Origin of the sequence: Rhizobium sp. C104 (assembly GCF_022354505.1) — a bacterium.
In the GTDB taxonomy this organism is placed as follows: Bacteria; Pseudomonadota; Alphaproteobacteria; order Rhizobiales; family Rhizobiaceae; genus Rhizobium; species Rhizobium redzepovicii.
Genome location: NZ_CP092348.1, coordinates 3,429,043 through 3,444,836, shown reverse-complemented (window position 1 = coordinate 3,444,836; position 15,794 = coordinate 3,429,043). Strand labels below are relative to the sequence as shown.

Genomic DNA, 15,794 nt, shown 5'->3' with positions numbered 1-15,794 from the left:
CGGAAAACGGCGTCCTTCTCCGATGATTTCAAGGTGTTCCCATGGCTTTTCAGGAAAACAATCGGGTGCTGCTTGATCCAACCGATGTCTCGATCATCGAGGCGTTGCAGGAAAATGGCCGCATTGCGATTTCCGAACTCGGTCGACGGGTCGGGCTTTCTCAGCCGGCGGCATCCGAGCGGGTCAAGCGGCTGGAAGACCGTGGTATCATTGTCGGTTACTCCGCCCGGATCGACCCCACCGCTTTGGGAATTGGAATGACGGCCGTGCTTCGCCTGCGCACGACGCACGAACATATCAAAGCCTGTCTGAAGCAGTTTGCCGAAATGCCGCAAGTCATGGAAGTCCTGCGCCTGACAGGAGAGGATTGCTTTCTCCTGAAGGTGCTGGTCCCGTCGCCGGGAGAACTCGAAACGATCGTCGATACGATCGCCCGTTTTGGATCCGTGACGACATCTCTGGTGTTGCGCAGCGAGACTCCGAAGCCGATCGGACGTGCCCTGCTGCAGCGCCTTTGAGATGCGGGGGCGATCGGGACGTTGCTGATCGCGGTAGACCGACGAAAGACGCTTCCGCGTCCCGCTCTCGGCACGGTTTGAAATCGATATCGAAAACGAGGAGTATGGCGGACAGGGTGGGATTCGAACCCACGGTACGCTTTCACGTACACACGCGTTCCAGGCGTGCGCCTTAAACCACTCGGCCACCTGTCCTTCTTGGGCGTTCGCGCCTGGATAGGAGCAAATCGTCGGAACGGCGCGATATATACCGATGAATTTTTGTCGATCAACCGAAATCTAACAGTTTTTTGACTTCTTCCGATAAAACTCGCCTCCGCCCGTCCATTGTGCTTCACCCCATCGACGACTATGTAATTCTCAAGGTGGAGAATGGCGCGGCCGGCCGGGATTGTCCGGCATAACGAGCGTCGGAGGAATTGATGCGTTTCCTGTTGCGTCTGGCCAGCCTTGTCGCGCTTGCGGCGGCCGTTATTGCCGGGACCATCGATTCGATCCAGTCGGTTGCGGCGTCCTCGGTGGTGGTGACGCCGATCTCCGATGCCTGGCAGGATGTCAGCCCGGCAACCCTCACATCGCTGCAATCCTCCCTTTCCTATTATATCCATCCGCGTTTCTATACTTTCATCTTCCAGTGGCTGATGCTGCAGCCTGCCTTTGCCGTTTTCCTGGTGATTGCGCTGCTTCTCTGGATGATCGGCTATAAGAAGCCGCCGGTGGCTGGTCGCTTCACTGCATAGGCAAGCCGTTTTCCTCCGCGGATCGGCGGGCACTCCGATCCGGCGCCGATGTTTCCGTAGCCCCGGCGTGGCCGTTGGATTGGCTGGAAATTTGGCATCCAGGCGGCGGAGATGTCTAAAAATCAGCCCCCGGGAACGGATTTTCGGCAATCCCTGCAAATCTTTACCAGCCGAAAAATTTCTGGTGAATTTTTCCGTGAGCCATGCAAGGATGCGCGCAGCCAGGCCTCCGGGGGAGGTCGGTGGTTCCGCAGACATGTCCGGAAAGGACTTGCGGGAGGACCCCTGAACGAATAGCAACAACAGGGCTGCACAATGAAAAAATCCCTTCTCACTCTCCTTGCCGTGGCTGCCATGTCGACGACGGCGCTTGCCGCCGATGTCAAGCCGGCGCTGGTTTACGGCACCGGCGGGAAGTTCGATAAGTCCTTCAATGAGGCGGCCTACAACGGTGCCGAGAAGTTCAAGGCCGAGACCGGCATTGCCTATCGCGACTTCGAGCCGACCGGCGACACCCAGGGCGAGCAGGCCATCCGCAACTTCGCAAGCCGCGGATTCAATCCGGTGGTTGCCGTTTCCTTCGCCTGGACTTCGGCCATCGAGAAGGTCGCAGCCGAATTCCCCGACACCAAGTTCATCATCGTCGACTCCGTCGTCGACAAGCCGAACGTCCGCTCGGTGGTCTACAAGGAAGAAGAAGGCTCCTATCTCGTCGGCGTTCTCGCCGGCATGGCGTCGAAGACCGGCAAGGTCGGCTTCGTCGGCGGCATGGACATTCCGCTGATCCGCAAGTTCGAATGCGGCTATGAGCAGGGCGCACGTGCCGCCAAGGCCGATGTCGAAGTTTTCCAGAACATGACCGGCACCACGGGCGCAGCCTGGAATGACCCGGTTCGCGGCGGCGAACTCACCAAGAACCAGATCGATCAGGGCGCCGATGTTATCTACGCGGCAGCCGGTGCCACCGGTCTCGGCGTTCTGCAGACGGCTGCCGACAACAAGAAGCTGTCGATCGGCGTCGATTCCAACCAGAACCATCTGCATCCGGGCTCCGTCCTGACCTCGATGGTCAAGCGCGTCGACCTCGCCGTCTACAATGCCTATACCGACACCAAGAACGACAAGTTCACCGGCGGTGTCCAGGCGCTCGGCGTCAAGGAAGATGGTGTTGGCGCCGCGATCGACGACAACAACAAGTCGCTGATCACGCCGGAAATGCAGGCGGCTGTCGACAAGGCCAAGGCCGATATCATCGCAGGCACGATCAAGGTTCACGACTATACCTCGGACAACGCTTGCCCGAAGTGATCCGCGCCCGGATGTAATCGACGATTGAGATCGGGCGTATGGCGGAGGGGATTTTCGCCATACGCCCTTTTCTTATTTGGAGCCTGCAGTGACAGATAAGCCCGCTATCGAGCTTGTCGGCATCGACAAGAAATTCGGTGCCGTCCATGCCAACAAGGACATCAACCTCACCGTTGCCAAGGGGACGATCCACGGCATCATCGGTGAAAACGGCGCCGGCAAATCGACGCTGATGTCGATCATCTACGGTTTTTACCATGCCGACAGCGGCGAGATCCGCGTCAACGGCAATCCCGTCAGCATCCGCGACAGCCAGGCGGCGATCGCCACCGGCATCGGCATGGTGCACCAGCATTTCATGCTGGTCGATAATTTCACGGTGCTGGAGAATATCATGCTCGGCGCCGAAGGCGGCATGCTGCTGGCGAGAGGCGTCGCATCGGCCCGCGCCGAACTCAAGCGGCTGGAAACGGAATACGGCCTCGAGGTCGATCCGGACGCGCTGATCGAAGAGCTGCCGGTCGGCCTGCAGCAGCGCGTCGAAATCCTGAAGGCGATGTATCGCGGCGCCGAGATCCTGATCCTCGACGAGCCGACGGGCGTGTTGACGCCGGCCGAAGCCGATCACCTCTTCCGCATCCTCAAGGTGCTGCGCGATCAGGGCAAGACGATCATCCTCATCACCCACAAGCTGCGCGAGATCATGGCGATCACCGATACCGTCTCCGTCATGCGCCGCGGCGAAATGGTCGCGACCCGCAAGACGGCGGAAACGACGGTGGAGGAGCTTGCCGAGCTCGATGGTTGGCCGCCGCGTGCTGCTGCGCGTGCAGAAGGGCGAGGCGAACCCTGGAGCGGCTGTGCTCTCCGTCCGCAACCTCACGGTCAAGGACAATCGCGGCGTTACCATGGTGGACAATGTCTCCTTCGATGTGCGTGCCGGCGAGATCGTCGGCATTGCCGGGGTTGCCGGCAACGGTCAGTCCGAATTGCTGGAGGCGATTGCCGGCATCCGCAAGCCGGCCTCCGGCGAAATCCTTCTCGACGGCCGGACGATCGACAAGGCCGATCCCGCTCGCCTGCGCGAACTCGGCCTCGCCCATATTCCCGAGGACCGCCACCACATGGGCCTGGTTTTGAAATTCGAGGAATACGAAAATTCCGTGCTCGGCTATCACCGGCGACCGGGCTACAGCAAAGGTCCGCTGCTCGATCTCGAGGCGATCCGCAGGGATGCGATGGAGAAGATCGAAAAATACGACATCCGCCCGCCGAACCCGCGGCTGAAGACGGCGAATTTCTCCGGCGGCAACCAGCAGAAGATCGTCGTTGCCCGCGAAATCGAGCGCGACCCGAAGATGCTGATCATCGGCCAGCCGACCCGCGGCGTCGATATCGGCGCCATCGAATTCATTCACCGCCGGATCATCGAAATGCGCGATGCGGGCAAGGCGATCTTGCTCGTCTCCGTCGAACTCGATGAAATCCGCTCCCTTTCAGACCGTATCCTTGTCATGTTTGCCGGCCATGTGGTCGGCGAGAAGACGCCCGATGCCGGTGAACAGACCCTCGGCCTGATGATGGCCGGCATTGCCGCGTGAGGCCTTTATGAGCACTGCTTCCGTTCCGCTGCCAAACTGGATCAACTACGGCCTGATCCCGCTTCTGAACCTCATCGTCGCCTTCCTGATCTCCGGCTTCGTCGTCTGGCTGATCGGCGAGAGCCCGCTCGGTGCATTGTCGCTGCTGATCGAAGGCGCGTTCGGTAGCGGCGAAGGCATCGGCTTCACGCTCTACTATGCGACGAGCTTCATCTTCACCGGTCTGTCCGTGGCTGTCGCCATCCATGCCGGTCTCTTCAACATCGGCTCGGAAGGCCAGGCCTATGTCGGTGGACTGGGCTGCGCGCTGGTGGCGCTGGCGCTCGATCGTTACGTGCCGTGGTATGTGACGATGCCGATCGCCGTCATCGGCGCCGGGCTCTTTGGTGCTGCCTGGGCCTTCATCCCAGCGTTCCTGCAGGCCAAGCGCGGCAGCCATATCGTCATCACGACGATCATGTTCAATTATATCGCCGCCGCCCTGATGGTGTACCTGCTGGTGCATGTGCTGATCGTGCCCGGCAAGATGGCGCCCGAAACCCGCACGTTCCTCGAAGGCGGGCAGCTCCCCAAGCTTGGCTGGGTCATGAGCATCTTCGGCAGCAAATTAGGTGCTGCGCCGTTCAACGTCTCCTTCGTCATCGCCCTTCTTGCCGCCTGGTTTGTCTGGATTCTGATCTGGCGTACCAAGCTCGGCTTCGAGATGCGCACGCTGGGTGTGAGCTCGACGGCTGCCGAGTATGCCGGCATTCCCTACGCACGTATCGTCATTATCGCCATGCTCATCTCCGGCGCACTCGCCGGCATGATGGCGCTCAATCCGGTCATGGGCTCTTCCGCCCGCCTGCAGGTGGAGTTCGTCGGCGGCGCCGGCTTTGTCGGTATCGCGGTATCGCTAATGGGCCGCAATCATCCGCTCGGCATCATCTTCGCCGCGATCCTCTTCGGCATCCTTTATCAGGGCGGCGACTGGATCTCTTTCGAAATGCCGAACATCACCCGCGAGATGATCTTGGTCATCCAGGGTCTGGTGATCCTGTTCGCCGGCGCGCTGGAATATATGTTCCGGCCGGCGATGGTGCACCTCTATCGACAGTTCAAGCGAGCCTGAGGAGCGGACGATGGACTATTATGACATCTTCATCAGCGTTCTGAGCTCGACCATTCGCCTGTCGATCCCGCTTATTTTCACCGCTCTCGCCGGCCTGTTTTCGGAACGCGCCGGCATCTTCGATATCGGCCTTGAGGGTAAAATGCTGGGCTCGGCCTTTGCTGCCGCCTGTATTGCCTATCTCACCGGTTCGGCCTGGCTCGGGCTTGGTGCGGGCATCCTCTGCTCGGTGGCGCTCAGCCTGGTGCATGGTTTTGCTTCGATCACCAACCGTGGCAACCAGATCGTCTCGGGTGTGGCGATCAACTTCTTCATCGCCGGCATCACCATCGTGCTCGGCCAGGCCTGGTTCGGCCAGGGCGGGCGCACGCCGCAGCTGTCGCCGGAAGCGCGCTTCGCGCCGATCATCCTGCCGGGCGCAGATGCCATCCATAGTGTGCCGATCCTCGGCCCGCTCTATGCCAATGTCATCTCGGGCAACAATATCCTGACTTACCTTGCCTTTCTTGCCGTGCCGTTTTCCTGGTGGGTGCTTTACCGCACGCGCTTCGGCCTGCGCATGCGCGCCGTCGGCGAAAACCCGGGTGCGGTCGATACGGCGGGCATCTCGGTCGCCTGGCTGCGCTACCGCGCCGTCATGTGCGCCGGCATCCTCTGCGGCTTTGCCGGCACTTATCTGGCGATCGCCCAGTCCGCCGCCTTCATCAAGGACATGTCGGCCGGCAAGGGCTATATCGCGCTCGCCGCTCTCGTCTTCGCCAAGTGGAAGCCGGTGCCTGTGATGTTTGCCTGCCTGCTCTTCGGCTTCCTCGATGCGCTGGCCAATTTTATGCAGGGCAAGCAGGTGCCGTTGATCGGCGAGGTGCCGGTGCAGGTCTTCCAGGCGCTGCCCTACATCCTCACCTGCATCCTGCTTGCCGGCTTCATCGGCGTTGCGACCCCGCCGAAGGCCGGCGGTGTGCCCTATACGAAGGAGCGTTGATATGTCTCACGACCTGTTCGAAGCCGCTCGCGGCGCCATGGCTTTTGCCCATGCGCCCTATTCGAAATTTCCGGTCGGTGCAGCGATTCGCGCCGAGGACGGCAAGGTCTATACCGGCGCCAACATTGAAAACCTGTCCTTTCCGCAAGGGTGGTGCGCCGAGCCGACGGCGATCAGTGCCATGATCATGGGCGGCGCCAAAAAGATCGTCGAAATGGCGGTCATTGCCGAAAAGCTGCCGCTCTGCCCGCCCTGCGGCGGTTGCCGCCAGAAGATCTCCGAATTCGCCTCCAAGGACACGAAGATCTATCTCTGCGATGAGATGGGCGTGCAGAAAACCATGACGATGGACGAGCTTCTTCCCTTCAGCTTCGAGACCGAACTCGGATGAGGGCGACGGTCGATCTGCTCGCCGCATTGCTCGGCACCATTAAGCCGCGCCACGGCATCGTGCTCGGCTCCGGCCTCGGCTCTCTCGTTGGTCAGCTGGACGGCCCCGTGCGCATTCCCTATCGCGATCTGCCGGGCTTTCCCGTCAGCGCCGTCTCCGGCCATGCCGGCGAAGTCGTTGCCGGCCGGCTCGGCGGCGAGCCTGTCGTCATGCTCTCCGGCCGCGTCCACTATTACGAGAAGGGCGATGCCAATGCTATGCGCCTGCCGATCGAGGTGCTGAAGGCGCTCGGCGTCGAGGCGCTGATCCTGACCAATTCGGCAGGATCGCTGCGCGAGGACATGCCGCCCGGCTCGGTGATGCAGATCACCGATCACATCAACTATTCCGGCATGAACCCGCTGATCGGCGAGGAAAGCGATCACCGTTTCGTCGGCATGACCAATGCCTATGATGCCGGTCTTGCCGCCGCGATGCAGAGGGCTGCGGCAAAGCTCAAGATCGAGCTGGCGCAGGGCGTCTATATGTGGTTCTCCGGTCCAAGCTTCGAAACGCCGGCCGAAATCCGCATGGCGCGCATTCTTGGCGCCGACGCGGTCGGCATGTCGACGGTACCCGAGGTGATCATCGCAAGAATGCTGGGCCTTAGGGTTGCGGCCGCCTCCGTTATCACCAACTATGGAGCAGGCATGACCGGCAATGAACTCAGCCACGAAGAAACCAAGGACATGGCGCCCATCGGCGGCGCCCGTCTCGCCGCCATATTGAAAGAGATGATTGCGGCCAGAACAGGATGATTTTAGGCCGGGTCGGCCTAAAATCTGAATCCTGTTCTACATTAAATAGTGAGAGCATGATGTCGTCCGAAAACCGCTCACACTATTCGGCCTCATGCTCCAGAGGAAGTGAAAATGAATAGTCATTCCATCCGGGAAACGGCGGCTGTCGCCCTTTCCCTTCTCGATCTCACCAATCTGAAGGACGATTGCACCGAGGCGCAGATCGACGCGCTCTGCGCCCGCGCGCAGACGCCCTATGGCAACAGCGCCGCGATCTGCATCTGGCCGCGCTTTGTCGCCCAGGCCCGCAATATTCTCGGCACCGGCCATGCCGTGCGCATCGCGACCGTGGTCAATTTCCCGGCGGGCGAGATGGAAGTGGCCGATGTCGCCGCCGAAACCCGCGAGGCGATTGCCGACGGCGCCGATGAGATCGATCTGGTCATCCCCTATCGCAAGTTCATAGCTGGCGATGAGAAGGCGGTGACCGACATGGTCAAGGCCATCCGCGCAGAATGCACTGGGCCGGTTCTGCTGAAGGTCATCATCGAGACCGGCGAATTGAAGGAGGCGGCAATGATCCGCCGCGCCTCCGAACTCGCCATCGAAGCCGGCGCCGATTTCATCAAGACCTCGACAGGCAAGGTCGCTGTCAACGCGACGCTCGAAGCCGCCGACATCATGATCCGGGCCATTCGTGAAAGCGGACGCAAGGTCGGTTTCAAACCGGCCGGCGGCATCGGCTCGGTGGCCGATGCGGCGCTCTATCTCAGCCTTGCCGAAACCATCATGGCGCCGGATTGGGCGATGCCCTCGACCTTCCGCTTCGGCGCTTCCGGCCTGCTCGACGATATACTGGCGGTTCTCAGCGGAGCGCAGCCGGCATCGGCGGCGGCGTCGGGCTATCGAGATGATCCCGCAGGAGATCATCCGGCGCAAGCGCGACGGCGGCGAACTCGACGCTGCCGATATCCGGTCTTTCATCGATGCGCTTGCCGCCGGTCGATTGTCCGAGGGCCAGATCGGCGCCTTTGCCATGGCCGTCTGGTTCAAGGGCATGTCACGTGAGGAAATCGTGGCCTTGACGCTGGCGATGGCCGATTCCGGCGATCGGCTGCAATGGGCGGATATCGACCGCCCGATCGCCGACAAACATTCGACCGGAGGCGTCGGCGACAATGTCTCGCTGATGTTGGCGCCGCTCGCCGCCGCCTGCGGCCTCGCAGTCCCGATGATATCAGGCCGCGGCCTCGGCCATACCGGCGGTACGCTCGATAAGCTCGAATCCATTCCCGGCTATATGATCACCCCGGATGCGGACCTGTTCCACAAGGTCGTGAAGCAGGTGGGATGCGCCATAATCGGTCAGACCGGCGCCCTGGCGCCCGCCGACGGCAGGCTCTATGCCGTTCGCGACGTGACCGCCACCGTCGATTCCATTCCGCTTATCACCGCTTCCATCCTGTCGAAGAAACTTGCGGCCGGGCTTCAAACGCTGGTGCTCGACGTCAAGGTCGGCAACGGCGCCTTCATGGCCGACCCTGCCCAGGCGGAGACCCTGGCGCGGTCGCTGGTCGAGGTTGCCAATGGCGCAGGCGTCAGGACCTCGGCGCTGATCACCGACATGAGCCAGCCACTCGCCGATGCCGCCGGCAATGCCGTTGAAATGCGCAATTGTCTGGCTTTCCTGGCGGGTGGGAAGGCGGACACGCGGCTTGAGGCCGTCGTTCTCGCCTTCGCCGCCGAGATGCTGGTGAAATCAGGGATTGCCGCGTCCTCCGATGAAGGCGAGGGGATGGCGCGTCGGGTGCTGTCATCGGGAAAGGCTGCGGAGGTTTTCGCGCGCATGGTATCCATGCTTGGTGGTCCGGCCGATCTCATGGAAAACCCCGACAAGTACCTCGTCAGGGCGCCTGTGGAAAAGCCTGTCCTAGCCGCCCGATCCGGCTGGCTTGCCGCATGCGACGCGCGCGGCATCGGCATCAGCGTCATCGATCTCGGCGGAGGCAGACGCCATCCGGCCGACCGGATCGATCATCGCGTCGGCTTCTCAGAATTGCTGCCGCTTGGCACCCGCGTCAGCGCGGGCGAGCCGATCGCGCTGGTTCATGCCGCCGACGACGCAGCGGCGGCAAGGGCCGCGGCCGCCCTTGCCGCGCACTACCGCATCACCGAAGACAGTCCGGAGCTGACGCCGGTGATTTCGACCCGGATCTGACGCGGTTATTGCTTGAGGCTGAGCGAACCGTCGGCGACGGAATAGGAGGCGAGCTTCTGCAGGAAGCTCATGCCGACCAGCGTCGTTGTCAGTGCATCGTCCTTGAGGACGAAGGCTTCGACGTCCCGCACGCGAATACCGCCGATTTCGACCCGGTCGAGCATCACATGCGCCGCCTTCGTCTGGCCGTTGGCCGTGTTGACGCCGTAGCGGAAATCGAGCTGGTTGGCCGTGTAGCCGAGCCGGCGGGCAAGCGTCTCGTTGAGCGCGACATAGGTCGCGCCGGTATCAATCAGGCCCTGCACCGGCTTGCCGTTGATCTTGAAGCTGCCGGTATAATGGCCCTGGGCATCCGCTTGCAGGCGGATCGCATTGCCGGCGGAGACCGGCGCGGGTGCTGCGGGCTTGTCGCCTTCGGTTGAGATGTAATTGGCGGAAAGAGCGTCGGCAGGCTGCTGGCTGGTGCTTCCCAAGAAGGAAGGCGCCTGTGTGGCCAGCACCGCGGCGATACTGGCGAATATGACGGTACGCACGAGCATGAAACAGAAATCCTTCCTGTATAAACCCCGCTTCATGCGGGGCCTCATTCTTCAAGCTTGCTACGCTCCAAGTGCTGACAAGTTGCTAATACCGACAATAAAAACGGCCCGGATTGAGCCGCCGGGCCGCAAACTCTTTCGATTTGGTAAAAGAAGGCTGAAGTTTACTTGGTGCCGTACATGCGGTCGCCGGCATCGCCGAGGCCGGGCATTATATAGCCCTTCTCGTTGAGATGGCTGTCGATCGACGCGGTGAAAACGGGAACGTCGGGATGGGCGGCGCGGAAGTTCTGGATGCCTTCCGGGGCGGCGAGCAGGCAGAGGAAGCGGATATTGTGGGCGCCGCGTTCCTTGAGCTTGTCGATTGCGGCGATCGAGGAATTGCCGGTTGCCAGCATCGGGTCGACGACGATGATCAGGCGCTCGGCCACATCTTCCGGCGCCTTGAAGTAATATTCGACCGGCTGCAGTGTCTCGTGGTCGCGGTAGACGCCGATATGCGAGACGCGGGCGGAGGGCACGAGATCCAGCATACCCTCGAGCAGCCCGTTGCCGGCGCGCAGGATCGAGGCGAAGACCAGCTTCTTGCCCTCGAGGATCGGCGATTCCATCGTCTGCAGCGGCGTCTCGATCGTTTCCATCGTCAGTTCGAGATCGCGGGTCACCTCGTAACAGAGCAGTGTGGAGATTTCGCGCAGCAATCGCCGGAAACTTCCCGTCGATGTCTCCTTGCGCCGCATGATGGTGAGCTTGTGCTGCACAAGCGGATGATCGATGACCGTGACGCCGTCCATGGGGAAGCCTTTCATTCTTTCTATCGAATGTTTCTTTCACGGAAATCGGCCCGACCGCAAGAGTGGCGGCCAATTTGCACCGATCTTCCCCAGCCTCGCTCCACATTTGGCCTCAAAGCCGGGCGAGCAGCGCCTCGCGTGTCACTTCGTCGACGAAGGCCGCTTCGATCGCTGTTCGCGTCATGGCATCGATCTCGGCGTCGCTGAAGCCGAAAGCCTCGGCGGCAAGTTCGTATTCCCGCGCAAGCGATGTATGAAAGAAAGGCGGATCGTCCGAGCTGATCGTCACCCGCACGCCGGCTTCCTTCAGCCGGCGCAGCGGATGGGAGCCGAAATCGGGAAAGACCCCGAGCGCGATATTGGAGCCCGGGCAGATCTCGAGTACGGTGCCGAGATCGGCTAGCCGCTTCACCAAATCGAGATCCTCGATGGCGCGCACGCCATGGCCGATGCGCGAGGGGCGCACGGCATCGAGCGCGTCGGCGACGCTGAAGGCGCCGCAGACCTCGCCGGCATGGATGGTCAGCCCCAGTCCGGCATCGCGGGCGATATCGAAGGCCCTGCTATAGTCGGCGACGCGGCCCATGCGCTCCTCACCGGCAAGGTTGAACCCGGTTATCAAAGGATTGCCGGCCTTTGCTGCGTATTCGGCCGCACCGATCACGCTCTCCGGACCGAAATGCCGCTCGCCGGTGACAATCAGCCGGGCCTCGATGCCGCTCTTTTCCCTGGCCCGCCGGATGCCCTCGCAGATCCCTGATATATAGGCATCGGCGCCGAGGCCGATGCGTTTGCCATGATCGGGCGAAACGATGAGTTCGCTGTAGATCGTATTGATGCCCGCCAGTTCGTCGAGATAGGTCTCGGTCAGAAGCGCATAGTCCTCCTCGGTCCTGTAGACCTCGGAAACCTTGTCGTAACATTCGAGGAAACTTGCGAAGTCATGCCAGACATAGGCTCCGCCGCGAAGCTCGCCGCTGATGTCGACGCCGTATTTGCGCGCCTGCGCCGCAGTCAGTTCTGGAGGAGCCGCACCCTCCAGATGGCAGTGCAATTCGACCTTCTTCAAATGCGACGTCACAGAAAACTCCTTCCATGCGGTCCGGCCGGAATGCCGAGATGGCGCGCAATGCTCTCGCCAATATCGGCATAGCTGCGACGCACGCCGATTGAACGCGACCGAATGCCGGGACCATAGGCGATGACAGGCACGCGCTCGCGCGTATGGTCCGTTCCGCGCCAGGTCGGGTCGCAGCCGTGATCGGCAGTGAGCACGACGAGATCGCCCGGCTTCAATCTCTTGTGGACTTCGGCCAGGCGTGCATCGAAGGCTTCGAGTGCAGCGGCATAACCCGGCACATCGCGCCGATGGCCGTAAACCATGTCGAAGTCGACGAAATTGGTGAAAACCAGATCGCCGTCCCCGGCCTCGTCGATGGTGGAGAGCGTCGCATCCATCAGCGCCTCGTTGCCGTTCGCCTTGATGAGGCGCGAAATCCCTTGATGCGCGAAGATGTCGCCGATCTTTCCCACAGCGTGCACGTGCCGGCCGTGTTCGACCAGCCGGTCAAGCAGCGTCGGCTCCGGCGGCAGCACCGAGAAGTCGCGCCGGTTTCCGGTGCGCTGGAAGGTAGAGCTGGAATGGCCGACGAAGGGCCGGGCGATGACACGGCCGATATTGTAGCGATCGAGCAGTCCCCGGGCGACTTGGCAGAAGGCGAGCAGACGATCGAGGCCGAAATGCACTTCATGCGCCGCCACCTGGAAGACCGAATCCGAGGAGGTGTAGCAGATCGGCTTGCCGGTGCGGATATGCTCCTCGCCAAGCCGGGCAATGATCTCCGTTCCCGAAGCATGGCAATTGCCGAGAATGCCGGACACGCCGGCCTCCTTGCAGAGAGCCTCGATGAGTTCCTCGGGAAAGGCATCGCCCTCCGTCGGGAAATAACCCCAATCGAAACTGACGGGTGTTCCTGCGATCTCCCAATGGCCTGACGGCGTATCCTTGCCGCGGGAGATTTCGGTGGCGGCGCCGTAAATGCCGTAGACCTTCTCCGGGATCGGCATGCCGGCCGGGAACCGGCCGGAGGCGGAGCGGGCGATCTGCATCAGTCCGAGTTCCGACAGGTTGGGCAGGCAAAGCGGCCCGCTGCGCAATCCGGCGCGATCTCCGGCTCCCGCCGCGCAAAACTCGGCGATATGGCCGAGCGTATCGGCGCCCTCATCGCCATAGGCCGCCGCATCCGGCGCTCCGCCGACGCCGAAGGAATCCAGAACGAAAAGAAAGGCACGCGCCATTTTACACCCGAAGAGCCGATCACCGCCCCGGAAACGTCGGAGGCAGCATAGCCTCAGCCATATAATGCTGCGGCCGGCTTGGCAAATTCGAGAAGGGGCGTCAGCAGTCGCCGCAAGGGATCGAGTCGCCTTGCCGCTGGCGGTAGAAATAGCTGCGGCTGATGGTGATCGTCCGCATGCCGTCCGGCATGAAGTTCGGTGCAAACAGGAACATCGTATAGGGGATGCTGAGCTCGGTGCGAACAAGGAAGCTGTTCGCCGTCTTCATATCGGACGGCACATTGCTCACGGCCGTGTTTTTGGCATAGGGCACCGTCCCATCCTGCGCCCAGGACCAGAGCACCTTCGCATTGGCGCTGGCGTCGATGGTGATCCCGGTGATTTTCAGCGTCAGCGACGTCGTATTGTAGGGCACGAAGATCGAGTTTGCGACCGACGGCATCTGCGCAAGCGCGCTCTTGGTGACGGATTGCTGCTGGGTGACGACGTCGGCCACCGTGCTTGCGGCGCGTGTCGCCCGCTTGCTGACGCTGAGGCCGACCGTGATCTCGAAAGCGCCGATATAGAGCATAATGAGCACGGGAAAGAGGATCGCGAATTCGATCGCTCCGGCGCCCTTGCGGTCTTGTGCCAGCCGCCGCACCGTCAATACCAGCCTGATGAACGGGTTGAGAGGCACCATTATGGATACTGCTCGCTCTGGAAGGCCGCGGTGGCGACGATCAGATAATAATTCGGCATCGAACCGTCGGAGGGCCGTATCGTCGTGATATAAGGCCGGACCAGATCCGTGATGATTTCCCAGCGGTAGTAGGCGCGGACCATGTTGATGGTGCCGGCGCCGCCCGGTGTATATTTGAAGGCAGCCGTGTTGATGTCGGCATATTTGTCGGTGGAAAGCTTGGGAACCGTTGTCGGAATGGCCGAGAAAGTACTGAACGTCTGCACATCCACGTAGAGCTTGCTCGGCGTCGCCACTTCGGTCGTTGAGCAGCGGATCAGGATCGAGATCTCATTGCAAAAGGCCTGGCGGAACTGCGCCTGGTTCATATCGGTCGTGCGGCCGAGATTATAGGTGATCTGCCCGGTTCGCATCTTCCGGCTCATCGTATCGACGGCGTTGGAGACGAGCTCCTCGGCGGCAAAGGCGACGAAGGTTTCGAGGATGGCGAAAATCACCAGGAAATAGGGAATGGCGAGCAAGGCAAATTCGATCGCCGCAGCCCCCTCGCGCGAGCGGGCGAGAGCGCGAAACCGCAGGAATCGGAATGGCGCTGGGGAGTGCGCCTTATCCGTCTTCTGATCAATTACCGTCATTGCCTGGACCCGAGCGACATTCTCTGTCCGCCACACTAGGGTCCGTTCGTTGATTTTCCGTTTCAGTCTGACGCGACGATTTTAACGAATGGCTAAAGTAAGGGCGGGAAGCCGATCAGGGCGAGGTGGTGCCGGTCGCCGCCTGTTGCGCGTGCTGTTCGCAGTTCGGCGTGCAGGACAGCACGGAGCGTTCGGTCTGCCGGTAGACGCGCACCGTATTGCCCTCATCGATCGACACAAGAATGCGCTCGTCGAGGATGGCATTGCCGTCGGCATCAAGCAGCACCAGATTGGTGGTGCCAAAGCTGCGTCCTGTCAGCACGATGGTCTTGGCGTCGGCGACGGTCGCATCGGCGACCTTGGCATTGCCGACGATGACCTTGCTGACGGGGCGATCGAGCTTCAATACGCGCGCGTGATCCATATAGACACGCAGCATGTCATCGTCTGCGGCCGCGGAAACTCCCGAAACACCGAAAACGGCGATCATGCCGGCAAAGAAAATAGATTTGCCGCTCGATGACATTTGGTCCTCTTTCACGATCACAGCGCAATATCGACATAGAATGGAAAAAAATGGTGAACGAAGCCTTAAGCCAGCAGCCTTGTTCCGGAATGAGGCGCGATGATCCGATATGGCACGGCCTCTGAGGCGCACGCGGCGGTTGGACATCGTGCTATGTGCTATTTCCGGATGAATGGAGGTGGTATAACGGGAATATTGTTAAATATTGAGGTAAGCCCGTAAGAAAATACTTACTCTACAAAGGCATGTTGTCTCGTTCAAATCTCGTTAACTCTTTTCCTTAAGTCGATAGAAACGCCCATTCGCTAGGTTGCAGTCATCCGATCAACGGCAACAGTTGGCGGACGTGCTGAACATCAACTGGAGTTAGGAGTTACCATGACCAAGCTTTTTAGCCGTTTTCTGAAGGACGAATCCGGCGCGACCGCAATCGAATACGGCCTGATCGCCGCCCTCATTTCCGTAGCGCTCATCACCGGCGCAACCGCGCTCGGCACAAAGATCGGCAACACGTTCAACGGCTTGAGCACCAAGATGGACAGCGCCACTTCGGCGGCCAACTAAGACGAGCGTTGCCGACGCGGCCTCTGCCTAATACCGGCCGGATTTGCTTCGGCCGAACTATCGAGCGGGCTCACAGGCTGAACAGCCGTGAGCCTTTTCGCATCAAGT

16 protein-coding genes, 1 tRNA gene and 2 pseudogenes are annotated in these 15,794 nt (G+C 61.0%); 11 read left to right on the top strand and 8 right to left on the bottom strand.

Going from position 1 to position 15,794, the window contains the following annotated elements; genetic code table 11:
- The first annotated feature begins 41 nt into the window (after nt 1–41).
- Nucleotides 42–518 (top strand): Lrp/AsnC family transcriptional regulator, encoded by a 477-nt coding sequence (locus MF410_RS18285; RefSeq protein WP_097628343.1) that lies wholly within the window; start codon nt 42–44, stop codon nt 516–518.
- A 105-nt stretch (nt 519–623) separates the two neighbouring features.
- Here MF410_RS18285 and MF410_RS18280 read toward each other — a convergent pair.
- Nucleotides 624–713 (bottom strand) — tRNA-Ser (locus tag MF410_RS18280).
- 227 nt (nt 714–940) lie between these two features.
- Between MF410_RS18280 and MF410_RS18275 the strand changes: the two genes are divergently transcribed.
- The 9 genes and pseudogenes from MF410_RS18275 (at nt 941) to deoA (ending at nt 9,648) form a co-directional block, all read left to right on the top strand.
- Nucleotides 941–1,258: a hypothetical protein gene (locus MF410_RS18275; RefSeq protein WP_097628342.1), complete on the top strand. Its 318-nt coding sequence runs from the start codon at nt 941–943 to the stop codon at nt 1,256–1,258.
- 315 nt (nt 1,259–1,573) lie between these two features.
- Nucleotides 1,574–2,566: a BMP family ABC transporter substrate-binding protein gene (locus MF410_RS18270; protein ID WP_097628341.1), complete on the top strand. Its 993-nt coding sequence runs from the start codon at nt 1,574–1,576 to the stop codon at nt 2,564–2,566.
- Nucleotides 2,567–2,654: 88 nt separating this feature from the next.
- Nucleotides 2,655–4,167, top strand: a pseudogene (locus MF410_RS18265) (ABC transporter ATP-binding protein).
- Between the two features lie 7 nt (nt 4,168–4,174).
- Nucleotides 4,175–5,278 (top strand): ABC transporter permease, encoded by a 1,104-nt coding sequence (locus tag MF410_RS18260; protein WP_097628339.1) that lies wholly within the window; start codon nt 4,175–4,177, stop codon nt 5,276–5,278.
- A gap of 10 nt (nt 5,279–5,288) precedes the next feature.
- Nucleotides 5,289–6,260: an ABC transporter permease gene (locus MF410_RS18255; protein ID WP_097628338.1), complete on the top strand. Its 972-nt coding sequence runs from the start codon at nt 5,289–5,291 to the stop codon at nt 6,258–6,260.
- Between the two features lies 1 nt (nt 6,261).
- Nucleotides 6,262–6,651 carry a cytidine deaminase gene (locus MF410_RS18250; protein WP_097628337.1) on the top strand — a complete coding sequence of 130 codons (390 nt, stop codon included), beginning with the start codon at nt 6,262–6,264 and terminating at the stop codon, nt 6,649–6,651.
- Nucleotides 6,648–7,448, top strand: coding sequence for a purine-nucleoside phosphorylase (locus MF410_RS18245; protein WP_097628336.1), 801 nt, complete (start codon nt 6,648–6,650; stop codon nt 7,446–7,448). Before MF410_RS18250 ends, MF410_RS18245 begins: the two co-directional genes overlap by 4 nt.
- Nucleotides 7,449–7,562: 114 nt before the next feature.
- A pseudogene (gene deoC / locus MF410_RS18240) lies at nt 7,563–8,336 on the top strand (deoxyribose-phosphate aldolase); the annotation flags it as partial.
- A gap of 4 nt (nt 8,337–8,340) precedes the next feature.
- Entirely contained in the window at nt 8,341–9,648 is a 1,308-nt protein-coding gene (gene deoA, locus MF410_RS18235; RefSeq protein ID WP_097628334.1) for a thymidine phosphorylase, read from the top strand.
- Between the two features lie 5 nt (nt 9,649–9,653).
- On the opposite strand, the gene MF410_RS18230 is transcribed toward deoA, so the two are convergent.
- The 7 genes from MF410_RS18230 to MF410_RS18200 form a co-directional block, all read right to left on the bottom strand.
- Nucleotides 9,654–10,223, bottom strand: a complete 570-nt coding sequence (locus tag MF410_RS18230) for a TIGR02281 family clan AA aspartic protease (protein WP_097628333.1) — start codon at nt 10,221–10,223, stop codon at nt 9,654–9,656.
- Between the two features lie 128 nt (nt 10,224–10,351).
- On the bottom strand, nt 10,352–10,981 hold the full coding sequence (upp, locus tag MF410_RS18225; RefSeq protein ID WP_097628332.1) for a uracil phosphoribosyltransferase: 630 nt from the start codon (nt 10,979–10,981) through the stop codon (nt 10,352–10,354).
- Between the two features lie 112 nt (nt 10,982–11,093).
- Nucleotides 11,094–12,062, bottom strand: coding sequence for an adenosine deaminase (locus tag MF410_RS18220; RefSeq protein ID WP_097628331.1), 969 nt, complete (start codon nt 12,060–12,062; stop codon nt 11,094–11,096).
- A complete protein-coding gene (locus tag MF410_RS18215) occupies nt 12,059–13,279 on the bottom strand; it encodes a phosphopentomutase (RefSeq protein WP_097628330.1) in 1,221 nt (406 codons plus the stop codon). The genes MF410_RS18220 and MF410_RS18215 overlap by 4 nt, the downstream gene beginning before the upstream one ends.
- A gap of 100 nt (nt 13,280–13,379) precedes the next feature.
- Entirely contained in the window at nt 13,380–13,961 is a 582-nt protein-coding gene (locus MF410_RS18210) for a TadE/TadG family type IV pilus assembly protein (protein ID WP_097628329.1), read from the bottom strand.
- The gene (locus MF410_RS18205) at nt 13,961–14,596 is read right to left on the bottom strand and encodes a TadE/TadG family type IV pilus assembly protein (RefSeq protein WP_097628328.1); all 636 of its coding nucleotides are present in this window, start codon (nt 14,594–14,596) and stop codon (nt 13,961–13,963) included. The genes MF410_RS18210 and MF410_RS18205 overlap by 1 nt, the downstream gene beginning before the upstream one ends.
- Nucleotides 14,597–14,711: 115 nt before the next feature.
- Nucleotides 14,712–15,122 carry a pilus assembly protein N-terminal domain-containing protein gene (locus MF410_RS18200; RefSeq protein WP_131710695.1) on the bottom strand — a complete coding sequence of 137 codons (411 nt, stop codon included), beginning with the start codon at nt 15,120–15,122 and terminating at the stop codon, nt 14,712–14,714.
- A 378-nt stretch (nt 15,123–15,500) separates the two neighbouring features.
- Here MF410_RS18200 and MF410_RS18195 point away from each other — a divergent pair, with 378 nt between their 5' ends.
- The gene (locus MF410_RS18195) at nt 15,501–15,686 is read left to right on the top strand and encodes a Flp family type IVb pilin (RefSeq protein ID WP_003589224.1); all 186 of its coding nucleotides are present in this window, start codon (nt 15,501–15,503) and stop codon (nt 15,684–15,686) included.
- Nucleotides 15,687–15,794: the final 108 nt, after the last annotated feature.